This window comes from Sphingomonas sp. RS2018, from assembly GCF_054489605.1.
In genome coordinates this window covers 227,513-241,343 of record NZ_JBTMWL010000001.1, presented here as the reverse complement: position 1 = coordinate 241,343, position 13,831 = coordinate 227,513, and the positions used below count along the sequence as shown (strand labels likewise).

Annotated in this window: 15 protein-coding genes; 8 read left to right on the top strand and 7 right to left on the bottom strand. The window is 66.4% G+C overall.

The features are described from left to right. Nucleotides 1-121 precede the first annotated feature (121 nt). From ACX40P_RS01275 to ACX40P_RS01265, 3 genes are read left to right on the top strand one after another with little or no spacing between them, the layout of a single operon-like run. Nucleotides 122-910, top strand: coding sequence for an exodeoxyribonuclease III (locus ACX40P_RS01275; protein WP_459124487.1), 789 nt, complete (start codon nucleotides 122-124; stop codon nucleotides 908-910). After that, a complete protein-coding gene (gene ribA / locus ACX40P_RS01270) occupies nucleotides 907-1,953 on the top strand; it encodes a GTP cyclohydrolase II (RefSeq protein WP_459124486.1) in 1,047 nt (348 codons plus the stop codon). Before ACX40P_RS01275 ends, ribA begins: the two co-directional genes overlap by 4 nt. A gap of 1 nt (nucleotide 1,954) precedes the next feature. After that, the gene (locus ACX40P_RS01265; RefSeq protein WP_459124485.1) at nucleotides 1,955-2,443 is read left to right on the top strand and encodes a YdcF family protein; all 489 of its coding nucleotides are present in this window, start codon (nucleotides 1,955-1,957) and stop codon (nucleotides 2,441-2,443) included. On the opposite strand, the gene ACX40P_RS01260 is transcribed toward ACX40P_RS01265, so the two are convergent. Beyond that, nucleotides 2,415-3,092, bottom strand: coding sequence for an HAD family hydrolase (locus ACX40P_RS01260; protein WP_459124484.1), 678 nt, complete (start codon nucleotides 3,090-3,092; stop codon nucleotides 2,415-2,417). The genes ACX40P_RS01265 and ACX40P_RS01260 overlap by 29 nt on opposite strands. Further along, nucleotides 3,093-3,782, bottom strand: coding sequence for a YggS family pyridoxal phosphate-dependent enzyme (locus ACX40P_RS01255; RefSeq protein WP_459124483.1), 690 nt, complete (start codon nucleotides 3,780-3,782; stop codon nucleotides 3,093-3,095). On the opposite strand from ACX40P_RS01255, the gene ACX40P_RS01250 reads away from it, so the two are divergent. Beyond that, nucleotides 3,781-4,317: a thiamine phosphate synthase gene (locus ACX40P_RS01250; protein ID WP_459124482.1), complete on the top strand. Its 537-nt coding sequence runs from the start codon at nucleotides 3,781-3,783 to the stop codon at nucleotides 4,315-4,317. The two genes, ACX40P_RS01255 and ACX40P_RS01250, sit on opposite strands and share 2 nt — an antisense overlap. Here ACX40P_RS01250 and ACX40P_RS01245 read toward each other — a convergent pair. Beyond that, nucleotides 4,290-5,003, bottom strand: coding sequence for a hypothetical protein (locus ACX40P_RS01245; protein ID WP_459124481.1), 714 nt, complete (start codon nucleotides 5,001-5,003; stop codon nucleotides 4,290-4,292). The genes ACX40P_RS01250 and ACX40P_RS01245 overlap by 28 nt on opposite strands. Nucleotides 5,004-5,194: 191 nt before the next feature. Here ACX40P_RS01245 and ACX40P_RS01240 point away from each other — a divergent pair, with 191 nt between their 5' ends. From ACX40P_RS01240 to ACX40P_RS01225, 4 genes are all read left to right on the top strand, one after another. Further along, complete coding sequence (locus ACX40P_RS01240) at nucleotides 5,195-5,629, top strand: DUF3576 domain-containing protein (RefSeq protein WP_459124480.1); 435 nt, start codon at nucleotides 5,195-5,197, stop codon at nucleotides 5,627-5,629. Between the two features lie 62 nt (nucleotides 5,630-5,691). After that, a complete protein-coding gene (gene leuS, locus ACX40P_RS01235; RefSeq protein ID WP_459124479.1) occupies nucleotides 5,692-8,178 on the top strand; it encodes a leucine--tRNA ligase in 2,487 nt (828 codons plus the stop codon). Next, complete coding sequence (gene lptE / locus ACX40P_RS01230) at nucleotides 8,175-8,684, top strand: LPS assembly lipoprotein LptE (RefSeq protein ID WP_459124478.1); 510 nt, start codon at nucleotides 8,175-8,177, stop codon at nucleotides 8,682-8,684. The genes leuS and lptE overlap by 4 nt, the downstream gene beginning before the upstream one ends. Next, entirely contained in the window at nucleotides 8,681-9,706 is a 1,026-nt protein-coding gene (locus ACX40P_RS01225; RefSeq protein WP_459124477.1) for a DNA polymerase III subunit delta, read from the top strand. Before lptE ends, ACX40P_RS01225 begins: the two co-directional genes overlap by 4 nt. Here ACX40P_RS01225 and ACX40P_RS01220 read toward each other — a convergent pair. From ACX40P_RS01220 to mnmG, 4 genes are read right to left on the bottom strand one after another with little or no spacing between them, the layout of a single operon-like run. Next, nucleotides 9,703-10,608, bottom strand: a complete 906-nt coding sequence (locus ACX40P_RS01220; RefSeq protein ID WP_459124476.1) for a ParB/RepB/Spo0J family partition protein — start codon at nucleotides 10,606-10,608, stop codon at nucleotides 9,703-9,705. The genes ACX40P_RS01225 and ACX40P_RS01220 overlap by 4 nt on opposite strands. Then, nucleotides 10,605-11,384, bottom strand: coding sequence for a ParA family protein (locus tag ACX40P_RS01215; protein WP_459124475.1), 780 nt, complete (start codon nucleotides 11,382-11,384; stop codon nucleotides 10,605-10,607). Before ACX40P_RS01215 ends, ACX40P_RS01220 begins: the two co-directional genes overlap by 4 nt. After that, entirely contained in the window at nucleotides 11,381-11,998 is a 618-nt protein-coding gene (gene rsmG, locus ACX40P_RS01210) for a 16S rRNA (guanine(527)-N(7))-methyltransferase RsmG (protein ID WP_459124474.1), read from the bottom strand. Before rsmG ends, ACX40P_RS01215 begins: the two co-directional genes overlap by 4 nt. Continuing rightward, nucleotides 11,998-13,827 carry a tRNA uridine-5-carboxymethylaminomethyl(34) synthesis enzyme MnmG gene (gene mnmG, locus ACX40P_RS01205; RefSeq protein WP_459124473.1) on the bottom strand — a complete coding sequence of 610 codons (1,830 nt, stop codon included), beginning with the start codon at nucleotides 13,825-13,827 and terminating at the stop codon, nucleotides 11,998-12,000. The genes rsmG and mnmG overlap by 1 nt, the downstream gene beginning before the upstream one ends. Between the last annotated feature and the right edge of the window lie 4 nt (nucleotides 13,828-13,831).

The window sequence follows — 13,831 nt, the reverse complement described above, 5'->3', positions numbered from 1 at the left end:
CCATGCCCCCGGAGCGGGGGCCATTCACGTTTCGGGCAAGGCCCCCTCCGACGGCGCGGCGCTCGCCACTTCGCCGACCACCCGTGACGCCTGCATTCAAACGCACTACATCGCGCGGCGCATGACCCTCTCCATCGCCTCCTGGAACATCAATTCCGTCCGCTTCCGCATCGGCATCGTCGAGCAGTTCCTGGCCGACGAATCCCCCGACGTACTATGCCTTCAGGAAACGAAGGTCATCGACGGGGACTTCCCCCACGCCGCCTTCCACGCACTCGGCTACCGGCACATCATCGTCCACGGTCAGCGGATGCATCACGGCGTCGCCATTATCAGCAAGGTGCCGCTGGCGGAGGACGATCGGTTGGACTGGCAGGCGAACGGCGAGGCGCGACATGTCGGCGTGCGGCTGGAGAACGGGCTGCGGATCGAGAACGTCTATGTGCCCGCCGGCGGCGACGTGCCCGACCGCGAGATCAACCCGAAGTTCGGGCAGAAACTCGATTTTCTCGAACGCATGACGACGTGGTCGGCTGCGCTCGATGTGCCGACGTTGCTGGTCGGCGACTTCAACGTCGCGCCGCTGCCCGAGGATGTGTGGAGCCACAAGGCGCTGCTCGACGTGGTCAGCCACACGCCGGTCGAGGTGGAGGCGCTGGCCCGGTTGCAGGCGGCGCATGGCTGGGTCGATCTCGGGCGGCATTTCCATCCGGCACCGGCACGGCTGCACACATGGTGGAGCTATCGCGCCAAGGACTGGACGGCGTCGGATCGCGGGCGGCGGCTCGACCATATGTGGGCGAGTCCCGCGATCGCCGCGAAAGCGGTCGCGCACCGGGTGTGCGAGCCGTGCCGCAGTTGGCTGAAGCCGTCCGATCACGTCCCGCTCGTCACCGAGTTCGACCTGTGAGCGACCCCCGCGCCGCCGCGCGCGCCATCGACGCGCTGCGCCGCGGGTGGAGCGTGACGCTGGGCGCGCTGACGCTGTTGCCGATCGAGAGCGCGGATGCGAGCCGGCTGGCGGCGTTCGATCCCGCAGGCTCGGCGGCGGTATTGCTGTCGGCCGGCCGCGCGGCGACGCTGAAGCTCGGCAACCAGCGCGATGCCGCCGCGCCCGACGCCCCGGTGATGATCGAGCGGGTGCCGTGGCTCGATTTCGCCGCCGCCACTGCGCTCGCCGATCCGCAGCACGACCTCGCGACCCCGCTGAAGGGGCCGTTCCGTGCGAGGCCGATCGATCACCCGGCGGACGCCGCGGCGGCCCTGCACCTCGCGCGGATCGCCGGGCTGCTGCCCGCCTTCTTCGTCGGCAACGGCATGGCGGAGACGGTAGTGACCGCCGCCGACATCGCCGCGCACGAGGACGCCGGGCGCCTGACGATCGCGACTCGCGCGCGCCTGCCGGTTGCGGTGGCCGAGAACAGCGAGATCGTCGCGTTCCGTACGGCCGAGGCAGCGGGGGAGCATGTCGCGCTGATCGTCGGCACGCCGGACGGCACGCCGCCGCTGGTGCGGCTGCACAGCGAGTGCCTGACCGGCGACGTGCTCGGCAGCCTGAAATGCGATTGCGGGCCACAATTGCACGAGGCGCTGCACCGCATCGCCGGAACGGGCTGGGGCATATTGCTCTATCTGCGGCAGGAGGGGCGCGGGATCGGGCTGGTCAACAAGCTGCGCGCCTATGCCCTGCAGGACCAGGGCTTCGACACGGTCGATGCGAATACCCGGCTGGGCTTCGCGATCGATGCGCGCGACTTCGCGGTGGCGGCGCGGATGCTCCGCCTGCTGGGGCAACGCGCGGTGCGGCTGCTGACAAACAATCCGGCGAAGGTCGCGGGGCTGGAAGGGGAAGGCGTGACGGTGATCGAGCGGGTGCCGCTGATGCTGCCGCCCAACCCACACAATGCGCGCTATCTCGCGACGAAGCGCGACCGAACCGGGCATCAGCTGTGACGTGACTGCGCTGATCGTTGTGTTCGGCGCCGCCGTGCGCGCCGATGGTCGTCCCAGCGCGGCGCTGGCGCGGCGGATCGCGGCGGCGGAGTGGGCGGCTAGGGACGATCCGGCGTCGACGGTGTTCTGCTCCGGCGCGATCGGACGCCATCCGCCATCCGAAGCGGCTGTGATGGCGGCCGCACTAACGCCCGTGATCGGCCGCGAACGCATCCATCTGGACGAGGAGAGCCGCGACACGCTCCAGACGGTCGCCGCCGCAGTCGCCTATGCCCGGAACCATGGGCAGGACTGGATCGTCGCATGCAGCGACCGCTATCACCTGCCGCGTATCGCCATGCTGTTTCGCTTGTTCGGCATTCGATGCGTGTTTGCGCCGGCAGTGGGGCGTGGCCCGGCGCGGATGAGATGGCGTGAGGCGGCGGCGCTGCCCTATGATCTGATCGCCGGCCTGTGGGCGGTCACGCGATCAGCGCGGCGACCGCGCTGAAATCCGCCGCGACCGCGCCGACGCCGAGCGCCCGCAATCGGTCGGCGTGACCGACGCCGCAATGCGTGCCCGCGCAAAGCCCGATGACATGGCCGCCTGATGCGACCGCCCCGGCCGCGCCGACCGGCGAGTCCTCGATGATCGCGCAGTTCGCGATATCGACGCCCAGCGCGGCCGCGGCGTGGAGGTAGATGTCGGGGGCCGGCTTGCCTCGTGCGACATGTTCGCGGCCCGAGAAGATCATGTCGCCGAACGCGTCGGTCAGGCCGATGTGGGCGAGATGCGCGGTTATCCACGCGGTCGAGCTTGACGAGGCGATCGCGCGTGGCAGTTCCGGTGGTAGCGCGCGGACGAAGTCGAGCGCGCCGGCAACTGGCCCGACGCCCTCGCGTACGGCGCGCGCGTTCTCGGTCGCTCGGGCAGCTTGGAAATCCGCCGGCAACGGCCCGCCGATCCATCGCTCGATCGCGGCGACGAAAGCATCGCCCGCCAGCCCCATGAAATGCGTCATCGAATCCTCGGGCGAGGTCGGATGGCCGATTCTGGTCAGATACTCGGCGATATGGCGGTTGCCGTCATATTCGCTCTCGATCAGCACCCCGTCGAAATCGAAGATGATCGCGTCGAAGCGACAGCTGAGCGTCGGCATTTAACGGTCGCCGAACAAGGCTGTACCGACGCGGACGTGGGTGACACCGATCTGCACCGCCGTCTCCATATCCCCCGACATGCCCATGCTGAGTTCGCTCAAGCCATGATCGCGCGCCAGCTTCTCCAGTAGAGCGAAGTACGGCGCGGGCTCCACGTCGGCCGGCGGCACCGCCATCAGGCCGACGACCGGCAGGCCGGCGGATCGCGCGGTTGCCAGCAATTCGCCAAGGTCACCGGTCGCGCAGCCGCCCTTCTGTTCCTCCCCGCCGATGTTGACCTGAATGAAGCAATCGGGGCGCCTGCCGCTTTCCGCCATCGCCTTGCCCAGCGCGGCGACCAGCGAGGGGCGATCGACCGAATGGATCGCGTCGAACAGCGCGACGGCATCCGCTGCCTTGTTCGACTGAAGCTGGCCGACCAGATGCAGCGAGATACCCGGCGTTTCCGCCTGCAACGCTGGCCACTTGCCGGCCGCCTCCTGCACGCGATTTTCGCCGAACACGCGGCAACCGGCGGCGATCAGCGGACGGATGCTGTCGGCGTCATGCATCTTCGATACGGCGATCAGCGTCACGGCGTCGGGGTTGCGCCGCGCAACTTTCGCCGCCTGGGCGATACGGTGCTGGACTTCGGAAAGGCGGCGGGCGGCATCGTCGGCGGGCATCGCCAGCGCTATAGGGGGCGCCATGCCGCGCCGCCACCCCATAGCCCGCATCTGGCTGATGACCGATCCGCGGATGGGCGACGCGCTGTTGCCCGCGATCCGCCGCCTGCCGCGCGGGGCGGGCGTGGTGTTCAGGCATTACGACGATCCGGACCGGGCCGCGCTGTATGCTGCCGTCCGGCGCGTCGCGCGGCGGCGTGGGCTGACACTGATCGTCGCCGGTGCTTCGTTGGCGGGGGCGGACGGCCGCCACAATGCGCGTGCCGGCGCTGGACTACGTTCGCACTCGGCACATAATCGGCGAGAGATCGGCAAGGCGGTCCGAGCGGGCGTGGACGTCATCTTCGCTTCGCCCGTCTACGTCACCCGCTCCCACCCTGACGCGCGGCCGCTGGGACGCAACGGATTGGCACGGTTGGTCGCGTACTTGCCGCTTCCCGTCGTCGCGCTGGGAGGCATGGACGCGCACAGATATCGCGCACTGGCGCGGATCGGCCTGCACGGCTGGGCGGGGATCGACGCCTTTACGCGTCAGAAGCGGAAGGCGGTGCCGACGTAGACCGACTGGCTGTCGCGACGATCGTCGGCCAGTTGCGGCAGGCGATCTTTCTCGGTCTTGTAGCGGACACCCGCGGTCAGATCGAGATTGCGAGTCAGCTTGTAGGCGCCACCGACGTCGACCGAATAGCTCGACGGTTCCGCGACCAGGCGTGGTTCGCTGGCAAGCGGGCGTGCCGCCTCCGCCTTCACCCGCCCGCTGAACGCGCGACCGGTGTAGCTGACGCCAAGATCGGCCGATTCACGGCTGCCCGGCTGACCGGCCAGATCGACCTTCGCCAGATCGCCCGACAGCGCGAACCGCTTCCAGCCTACTGCGACACCGAGATTATAGGCCACCGGCGCCAACGCGACCGGCGACTGGGTCGCAACGCCGAGTCGATCGGCGCCCACGCTACGATTCGTCCGTGCGCGGACCGCCACCGTGACGGCACGAGGCCCGCGGTCGGCACCCGACGGCGTGAAGCGGAAGCCCGAACCGTTGAGGCCGGCGCGCGCCAACACTGCGGCAAGACGGGGATCGCCGGCCGCGGGGGTGAATGACCCGATGCCGCTAACCGGCTTTCCGGTAATGCGGCGGGCGGCGAGGCTGCGTGCATCTTCGGCACCGATCGCGGGCGCGACGGCAATCGCCGCGGCGGTGGCCGCGACGAGCGTCGTTCCCATGATGATACGCAGCACAGCCACGATCCGAGTCCTCTCTTTGTACGCTAGTGCGCTACCATAGAGCGGGGCCGGAGTTCCACCGGCGAAAATCTTTTGTCGGACAGTGTTGCACCGTATCCACATATACGCCGCGCGCTTGCGGCCATTTCCCCAGCTTCTATAGAGGCGTGTCGGGCGCGCGCCCGCTGACCTGCGTGAGGAATCCTAAGCCAATGACCCCCCGTTTGCGTATCGCCCTGGCGAGCACCGCCCTCATCGCGCTGGCGGCCTGCGGCCGGGGCAACGACCGCCCGTCCGCGCAGATCGCGGCGTCCAAGGTGACGACGATCGGCGTGAACAGCTATCTGTGGCGCGCCAGCCTCGACACGCTCGGCTTCATGCCACTGCTCCAGACCGATTCGAACGGCGGCGTCATCGTGACCGACTGGTACACCAACCCGCAGCAGCAGAGCGAGCGGATGAAGGTGACGGTAACGATCCTCGACCAGGATCTGCGCGCCGACGCCGTCCGCGTCGCCGCGCTCCGCGAGGTCAATCAGGGTGGTCAGTGGATCGCATCGCCCGTCGAGGCGGCGACCGTGCAGAAACTGGAGGACATCATCCTGACCCGCGCACGCGACCTGCGTCGCGGTGCCGTGACTGGATGATGCCAATCGCGCGGGGGGCGGTGTTCCCTTCGCGCACCGACTTGCGAAAAGGTGACCCTACGATGTCGCGGTTCAACGCGAAGACCGCCGACGCCCGGTGGCAGGGGGTATGGGACGAACGCGCGACGTTTGCCGCGCGCGACGACAGCCCCAAGCCCAAGAGCTATGTGCTTGAGATGTTTCCCTATCCGTCGGGGAAGATCCATATGGGCCACGTCCGCAACTATACGATGGGCGACGTGCTGGCGCGCTATCGCCGCATGGTCGGATTCGAAGTGCTGCACCCCATGGGCTGGGACGCCTTCGGCATGCCGGCCGAGAATGCGGCGATGGAAAAGGGCGTTCATCCGGGCGCCTGGACCTACCAGAACATCGCCGCGATGAAGGCGCAGTTGAAGAGGCTGGGCTTCGCGCTGGACTGGACGCGGGAGTTCGCGACCTGCGACGCCGCCTACTACGGGCACGAGCAGGCGCTGTTCCTCGACCTGCTGGCAGCGGGCCTCGTCTATCGCAAGGAATCCGCGGTTAACTGGGATCCGGTCGACATGACTGTGCTCGCCAACGAGCAGGTGATCGATGGCCGCGGCTGGCGGTCGGGCGCACTGGTCGAGCGGCGCAAGCTGAACCAGTGGTTCCTGAAGATCACCGACTTCGCCGACGAGCTGCTCGACGGGCTGGGAACGCTCGACGCCTGGCCCGACAAGGTGCGGCTAATGCAGGAGAACTGGATCGGCAAGTCGGAGGGGCTGAAGTTCCGTTTTGCGATGAGCGACGGAGGGTCGGTCGAGGTGTTCACCACCCGCCCCGACACGATCTTCGGCGCCAGCTTCGTCGCAGTCGCCGCCGATCACCCGATCGCGCGCGCGCTGGCGGACGATCCTGCGGTCGCCGACTTCATCGCGCACTGCAAGGCGGGCGGCACGTCGGCGGCGGAGATTGAGACGCAGGAGAAGCTCGGCTACGACACAGGGCTGACCGCGCAGCATCCGTTCGACGCGAACATCCGCCTACCCGTCTACATCGCCAATTTCGTGCTGATGGACTATGGCACCGGCGCCGTGTTCGGCGTGCCGGCGCACGATCAGCGCGACTTCGACTTCGCCACCAAATACGGCCTGCCGATCCGCCGCGTCGTCGCCAATGGCGACGATGCCGCACCCGAATTTTCGGCGTCAGAAGCCTACACCGGCCCGGGCCGCCTCGTGAACTCGCGTTTCCTGAACGGTATGGGCGTCCCCGACGCCAAGCGCGTGGTAATAGAGCGCGCCGAAGCGGGCGGCTGGGGCAAGGGCACCACCGTCTGGCGCCTGCGCGACTGGGGCGTCAGCCGCCAGCGTTACTGGGGCACGCCGATCCCGATCGTCCATTGCGACGCCTGCGGCGTCGTGCCGGTGCCGAAGGACCAGCTTCCCATCGTCCTACCCGACGACGTCGCCTTCGATGTGCCGGGCAACCCGCTCGACCGGCATCCGACATGGAAGCATGTCGATTGCCCTACCTGCGGCGCACCGGCGCGGCGCGAGACCGATACGCTCGACACCTTCGTCGATTCGAGCTGGTATTTCATTCGCTTCGCCAGCCAGCCGAAGGACAGGCCGTTCGACCGCGCGGTGGCCGAGCAATGGCTGCCGGTCGGCCAGTATATCGGCGGGGTCGAGCATGCGATCCTGCACCTGCTCTACGCCCGCTTCTGGACGCGGGCACTGCGCCATATCGGTCTGATCGACATCGCCGAACCGTTCGCCGGCCTGTTCACGCAGGGCATGGTGACGCACGAGACGTACAAGGATCCGGCCGGCAACTGGCTGGCTCCCGAAGAGATTGCCGATGGTCACGTCGTCGTAACCGGTGAACCGGTGACAGTGGGCCGCGTGGAGAAAATGTCGAAATCGAAGAAGAACACCGTCGACCCCGCGCCGATCGTCGATCGCTACGGCGCGGATGCGGCGCGGTGGTTCATGCTATCCGATTCGCCACCCGAGCGTGACCTGCCGTGGAGCGAAGCGGGAATCGAGGGCGCTTGGCGCTTCGTGCAGCGGGTGTGGAAGCTGGTGACGGCGCACGCGGCGGCGGACGGCGCTGCCGATCCGGCAATCGCGCGGCTGCGTCACCAGACGGTCGACGGCGTCGCCCGCGATATCGAGGCGCTGCAGTTCAACAAGGCGGTGGCGAAGCTCTACACCTACGTCGGCGCGCTGGAGAAGGCGAGGACCGTCGCCAAGGCCGAGATCGAGGCTTTAATCCTGTTGGTGGCGCCGATGGTGCCGCACATGGCGGAAGAGGCTTGGGAAATGATCGGCGGCAGCGGGCTGGTCGCCGATGCGGCGTGGCCGGTAGTCGATCCGGCGATGCTGGTCGACGATCAGGTGACGATCGCGGTGCAGGTCAACGGCAAGCTGCGCGACACGCTGACGCTGGCGAAGGACACCGACCGGGCGGCGCTGGAGGCGGCGGCGCTGGCAGCGCCCAACGTGCTGCGCATCCTGGACGGTGCCGCGCCGAAGAAAGTGATTGTTGTCCCCGGCCGACTGGTCAACATCGTCGTATGATGCGCCGCGCCGCCCTGCCCCTGCTGCTGATCGCCGTCACCCTGTCCGGCTGCGGCCTGCGCCCGCTCTATGGCGGCGTCGACAGCCCGGCACGCGCGGCATTGTCGGGTGTGCAGGTCGCACCGATTGAGGGGCAGTCGGGCTGGCTGGTAGCCAATGCGCTACGTGATCGTCTGGCGGCGGTGAACGAAGGTACGCCGCGCTATCGCCTCGACGTGCGGCTCGACGATCGCATCACGGGTCTGGGCGTGCGCCGCGACGACAGCATCACGCGCGAACGCCGCACGCTGCGCGCTCGCTATCAGCTCGTCGAACTGGCGAGCGGCACCACGGTGCTGGACGCTGCGGCGGGCAGCGATGCCGGCATCGACGTCGTCGGCTCCGAATACGCCACCATCGCGGCCGAACAGAGTGCGCTCGAGCGCCTGTCCGGCATTGTCGCCGACCAGATCGTCGCGCGCGTCGCGCTCTACGCCGACCGTAGCGCCGCGACACCGCGGCCGTGAAGGCCAGTGCCGGTCAGATCGCTAACGCGATCGACCGCGTCGCCAACGGCGGCACCGATATCCGCCTGTTCCTGCTCCACGGTCCGGACGAAGCGGGTGCGATGGAGCACGCGGCCCACCTGGGACGCGTCATGGGCAGCGATGTCGAGCGGGTCGATCTCGACGGCGCGACGTTGAAGTCGCAACCCGGTCGTCTGGCGGACGAGGCGGCGGCGCTTTCGCTGTTCGGCGGCAAACGCTACATTCGGGTGACCGGCGTTGGCGAGGAATCGGCCGAGGCCGCGGCGTTGCTGCTCGGCCTGCAGGCGGTCGGTGCCCCCGTTATGATGATCGCGCCCGGCGTGAAAGGTACCGGCAAGCTGGTAAAGCTGGCGGTGTCGTCACCCGCGGCGATGTCGCTTGCCTGCTATATCCCCGAAGGTGCGGATGCCGTTCGTCTAGTCGTCGCGATCGGCCGCGATCACGGCCTGCGGATCGGCAACGCCGTCGCCGCGCGGATGATCGCCGGGGCGTCGGGCGATCGCGCCGTGCTGACCCGCGAGATCGAGAAGATCGCGCTCTACCTAGACGCCGCGCCTGACCGGCTGCGTGAGGTCGACGACGACGTACTCGCAACGATTGGCGCTAACATCGATGAAGCGGAGATGGCGGGGGCGATCACCTCCGCGATCGCTGGCGATACCGCCGCTTTCGGCGCGGAGATGGCGGCGATCGAGAGCGCGGGTATGGCGATCCCGATGTTGCGCAGTCTGGCACGGCGACTGACCGCGCTGGCGGAGATGCGTGCTGCAGTCGATGATGGCGATTCGCCCGATACGGTGGTCGAGCGCCACCGTGTCTTTTGGAAAGAAAAAGCCACCACGATCAACGCGTTACGGCGCTGGTCGGCACCACAGATAGCAGCTGGCGTCACGCGAATTCGCCGTGCCGAGCGGACCATGATGTCCGGCGGCGGCACGCCGCCGCCGGTTGCCGCTGCGCACGACATGCTCGCGCTCGTTCGCGCGATCGAGCGGCGCTAGATACCCTCGCCGCTCAGGCGCTGACAGACCATGTCGAGCTGGTCGAGCGTCGAATAAGCAAGCGACAGCGTCCCGCCCTTTTCACTATGCGCGATCTTGACGCGTAAACCGAGCAGATCGCCGAGCTGGCGCTCCAGTGCAGCGATGTCGGCATTGGGCGTCGCCGTATCGCGCTCTGCGCCCGCCGATTTCTTACGGGTCGCCGGCTTGGCTTCGCGCGCTAGACGCTCGACATCGCGCACGCTCAAGCTTTCGTCGACCGCACGACGTGCGATGCGTTCCGCGTCCGGCGCGCCGATCAGCGCGCGTGCATGACCCATTTCAATCGCGCCCTCGACCAGCAGCGCGCGAACGGGCGCGGGAAGATCGAGGAGGCGCAGCAGGTTCGACACATGGCTGCGCGACTTGTTGACGATGCGGCCCAGCGCCTCCTGCGTGTGACCGAACTGGCCGATCAGCCGCGCATAGGCTTCTGCCTCCTCGATCGCATTGAGGTCGGCGCGCTGAATATTTTCGACGAGAGCGATTTCCATCGTCTCGGCGTCGCTTAGTTCGCGGACAACGACCGGCACCTCGTGCAGATGCGCCCTCTGCGCGGCCCGCCAGCGACGCTCGCCCGCGACAATTTGATATTCGTGACCGTTCGGCCGCACGACGATAGGCTGAATAACACCCCGCTGCGCGATTGACCGCGCCAGCTCGTCGAGCGCTTCCTCGTCGAAGTGGCGGCGCGGCTGATCCGGATGCGGCGCCATTGCGCTGACGGGCAGCATGCGCAGCCCCGCCGGTGCCTGCTCCGGCGAACCGGTCGGCGCTTCCGATACGGCGTCGCCCAGCAACGCGCTGAGACCGCGACCGAGACCGGGCCGCGATTTACGAAGGTTGGAGGCAGTCTCGTTCATGCGGCCTTCGCCAATTTGGGGAGCCGCGCAATCACCTCCCGCGCTAGCCCGATGTAAGCCTGTGATCCGCTACACCGATGATCGTAGATCAGCGCGGGCAATCCGTGGCTGGGCGCTTCGGACAGCCGGACATTGCGCGGGATCACCGTGTCGAAGACAACCGGACCGAGCACAGCGCGAACGTCGTCAGACACCAGATCAGTGAGCCGATTACGACGATCGTACATCGTCAACGCAACTCCGAGAATCGACAGTCCGGGATTGAACCGGGTGCGGATACGCTCGACCGTGGTCAACAACTGGCTCAATCCCTCCAGCGCGAAAAACTCGCATTGCAGCGGTACGAGCAGCGCGTGCGCAGCGATCATCGCGTTGATGGTGAGCAGACCAAGTGATGGCGGGCAGTCGATCAGCACCATGTCCCAACGCTGGGTACTTCGCGTGACGCAGCGGTCGAGCCGGTGGGTGCGAGCTTCGAATTCGATCAGCTCTATCTCAGCCCCCGAAAGATCGACAGTCGCTGGTACTATATCGAGACCCGGCACCGACGTCGCGATCACGGCATCGTCGAGCGCGATGTCGCGGATAAGAAGGTCGTAGCTCGACAAGCCGCGATCGGATTTGCCGATGCCGAGCCCGGTCGAGGCATTGCCCTGAGGATCGAGATCGATCAGGAGCACGCGCGATCCTGCCGCCGCCAGCGCTGTCCCAAGATTGATGGCAGTTGTGGTTTTGCCCACCCCGCCTTTCTGGTTTGCAATCGCGACGACCTTCATTTGCGACGCACTCCGTTGGCAACGACGATACCGGACAGCGGATCGACAACGCTACGTTCCACGTGGAACGCACCCGCCCATGTCTTGCGAGCATTATACACGTCCTCGTCGGCGGAGGCACCCTTTGGAAGAACGTACGTCGTATGCGAATTCGCGAGATGCTTGGACATTTCCAATAGCCCTGCACAGCTTGCAACCGCACGAGCCGAAATCACATCAAACGCAGGCGCATCCATCAGCTGCGCCTTGCAACTCGCTACCTCCACCTGCTGGCCTATATCCAGCCGCTCGATACAGTGAGACAGAAACGCGACGCGGAGATTTCGCGGTTCGGACAATGTAACGTGGCAACGGCCCGCGATGGCAACAACGATCCCGGGCAATCCAGCACCCGACCCGATATCAAGCCAGCGTGTCGATTCAGCTGGCGCGAAGCACACGAGTTGTAAGCTGTCGACGATATGACGGCTCCAAATCGACGACACGGTAGATGGCGCTATAAGGTTTTGACTTTCCGTACCTTCAATCAAGAGCTCCACGTAGTGGTTGAGGAGCGTGTGCTGGTCCTCGCTGACCCTGTCGCGCACCCAAGCCTTGGCTTCGTCTTCGGTCACTATGCTGCGATTCGTTTGATATGCAGCAGAACCGCGGATACCGCCGCGGGCGACACGCCTCGCACGCGAGCGGCTGCTCCGACCGAAGGTGGACGGGCAGCGGACAGGCGATCACGCATCTCGTGCGATAATCCGGGCGTTTGAGCAAAGTCATACCCGCCAGGTATGCTGAATTCGTCGAGCATCGCCGTATCCGAGGCTTCGTCGCTGCGTCTTGATACGTAGGGTCTGTAACGCGCGTCGTGGACGATCTCCGACACCATTGCGGGGTCGACGTCAGGAAGGTCGATTAAGCTGTCGGCTTCGACTTCCGGACGCCCGATCCATTCCAACAGTGTGCGTTTGGAGCCATCCTGCGCTACCTGAAAACCGCGACGCTGCATGTCGCTGGCTGTCACTATTTCGGCCAGATGTTCGAGCACATGCGCGCGATTCGCCTCACGACGTTGCATACGCGTCTTTCGTATAGATCCTAGCAAGCCTGCATCGTCGGCGATGTTAGACAGGCGGGTTTCGGCATTGTCGGCGCGGAGATGAAGGCGGTTTTCGGCTCGCGCGGTGAGCATCCTATACGGCTCGGATATACCCTGCAGTGTCAGGTCGTCGATCATGACGCCGATGTACGCGTTCGCCCTATCCAGAAGCACTGGCGCCAAGCCGATCGCGCTTGCCGCGGCGTTCGCGCCGGCCACCAGTCCTTGCGCTGCGGCTTCCTCGTAACCCGTCGTACCGTTGATCTGTCCTGCAGCGAATAACCCCGGCACCTCGGCGAATTCGAGTGACATCGTCAGGCTGCGAGGGTCGACGTGGTCGTACTCGACCGCATAACCGGGCACGACGATCTGCGCCGCCTCGAGACCGGGTATCGATTGGATCATTGCCTCTTGAACGTCGGTCGGCAGCGATGTCGAGATGCCGTTGGGATAGACGAGGTGATCGCTCAACCCCTCTGGCTCGAGGAAAATCTGATGGCTTGATCGGTCGGCAAAGCGACTGACCTTGTCCTCGATCGACGGGCAGTAGCGCGGACCTCCAGCCTCGATCGCGCCTGAGAAAAGCGGCGAGCGATCGAAGCCGGCGCGGATGATGTCGTGGGTGCGCTCGACGGTTCGGGTGATCGCACACGCAAGCTGAGGTGCTCGTCGACCGCTGCTGATCGGCGACATCGTCCACGGGTCAGCATCGCTGGCTTGGGATGGGAGCATGCCCCAATCGATCGTGCGCCCATCAAGGCGCGGAGGCGTACCGGTCTTCAAACGGCCAATCGGTAAGCCGAGTTCGCGTAGCTGAAGCCCCAATGCCGTGGCGGCGCGTTCGCCTACCCTTCCTTCCATAGCGCGCTCTTCGCCGCGATAGGTTCGGCCACCGAGGAAGGTGCCGGTGGCGAGAACGGTGGCGGACGCGTGGATCGTTGTGCCGTCTGCCAACTTGATACCGATGGCGCAGCCACCGTTGACGAGCAGCGACGCTGCTTCGCCTTCGATAATCTCAACTGAAGTTGCTGCGAGCGCGTCTTGGACTGCCGTGGCGTAGAGCCTGCGGTCGGCCTGTACTCGAGGTCCCCAGACGGCGACGCCCTTGCTGCGGTTGAGCATGCGGTAATGGATGGCGGCGGCGTCGGCGGCTTGGCCCATAATGCCGCCAAGCGCGTCTACTTCGCGAACGAGATGGCCCTTCCCCACGCCACCGATGGCGGGGTTGCAAGACATCGCGCCGATGGTCCGGCGATCGAACGTCAATAGGGCGACCGTAGCGCCACGGCGCGCAGCCGCTGCAGCGGCTTCGCAGCCGGCATGACCGCCTCCGATGACCAGAACGTCGAATTGCATGTCG

Coding starts and splice junctions, on each gene's coding strand:
- ACX40P_RS01260 (WP_459124484.1), bottom strand. CDS start 3,092: ATGCCGACGCTCAGCTGTCGCTTCGACGCGATCATCTTCGATTTCGAC.
- ACX40P_RS01255 (WP_459124483.1), bottom strand. CDS start 3,782: ATGGCGCCCCCTATAGCGCTGGCGATGCCCGCCGACGATGCCGCCCGC.
- lptE (WP_459124478.1), top strand. CDS start 8,175: ATGATGCGCCGCGCCGCCCTGCCCCTGCTGCTGATCGCCGTCACCCTG.
- mnmG (WP_459124473.1), bottom strand. CDS start 13,827: ATGCAATTCGACGTTCTGGTCATCGGAGGCGGTCATGCCGGCTGCGAA.
- ACX40P_RS01275 (WP_459124487.1), top strand. CDS start 122: ATGACCCTCTCCATCGCCTCCTGGAACATCAATTCCGTCCGCTTCCGC.
- leuS (WP_459124479.1), top strand. CDS start 5,692: ATGTCGCGGTTCAACGCGAAGACCGCCGACGCCCGGTGGCAGGGGGTA.
- ACX40P_RS01220 (WP_459124476.1), bottom strand. CDS start 10,608: ATGAACGAGACTGCCTCCAACCTTCGTAAATCGCGGCCCGGTCTCGGT.
- ACX40P_RS01215 (WP_459124475.1), bottom strand. CDS start 11,384: ATGAAGGTCGTCGCGATTGCAAACCAGAAAGGCGGGGTGGGCAAAACC.
- ACX40P_RS01240 (WP_459124480.1), top strand. CDS start 5,195: ATGACCCCCCGTTTGCGTATCGCCCTGGCGAGCACCGCCCTCATCGCG.
- ACX40P_RS01250 (WP_459124482.1), top strand. CDS start 3,781: ATGCCGCGCCGCCACCCCATAGCCCGCATCTGGCTGATGACCGATCCG.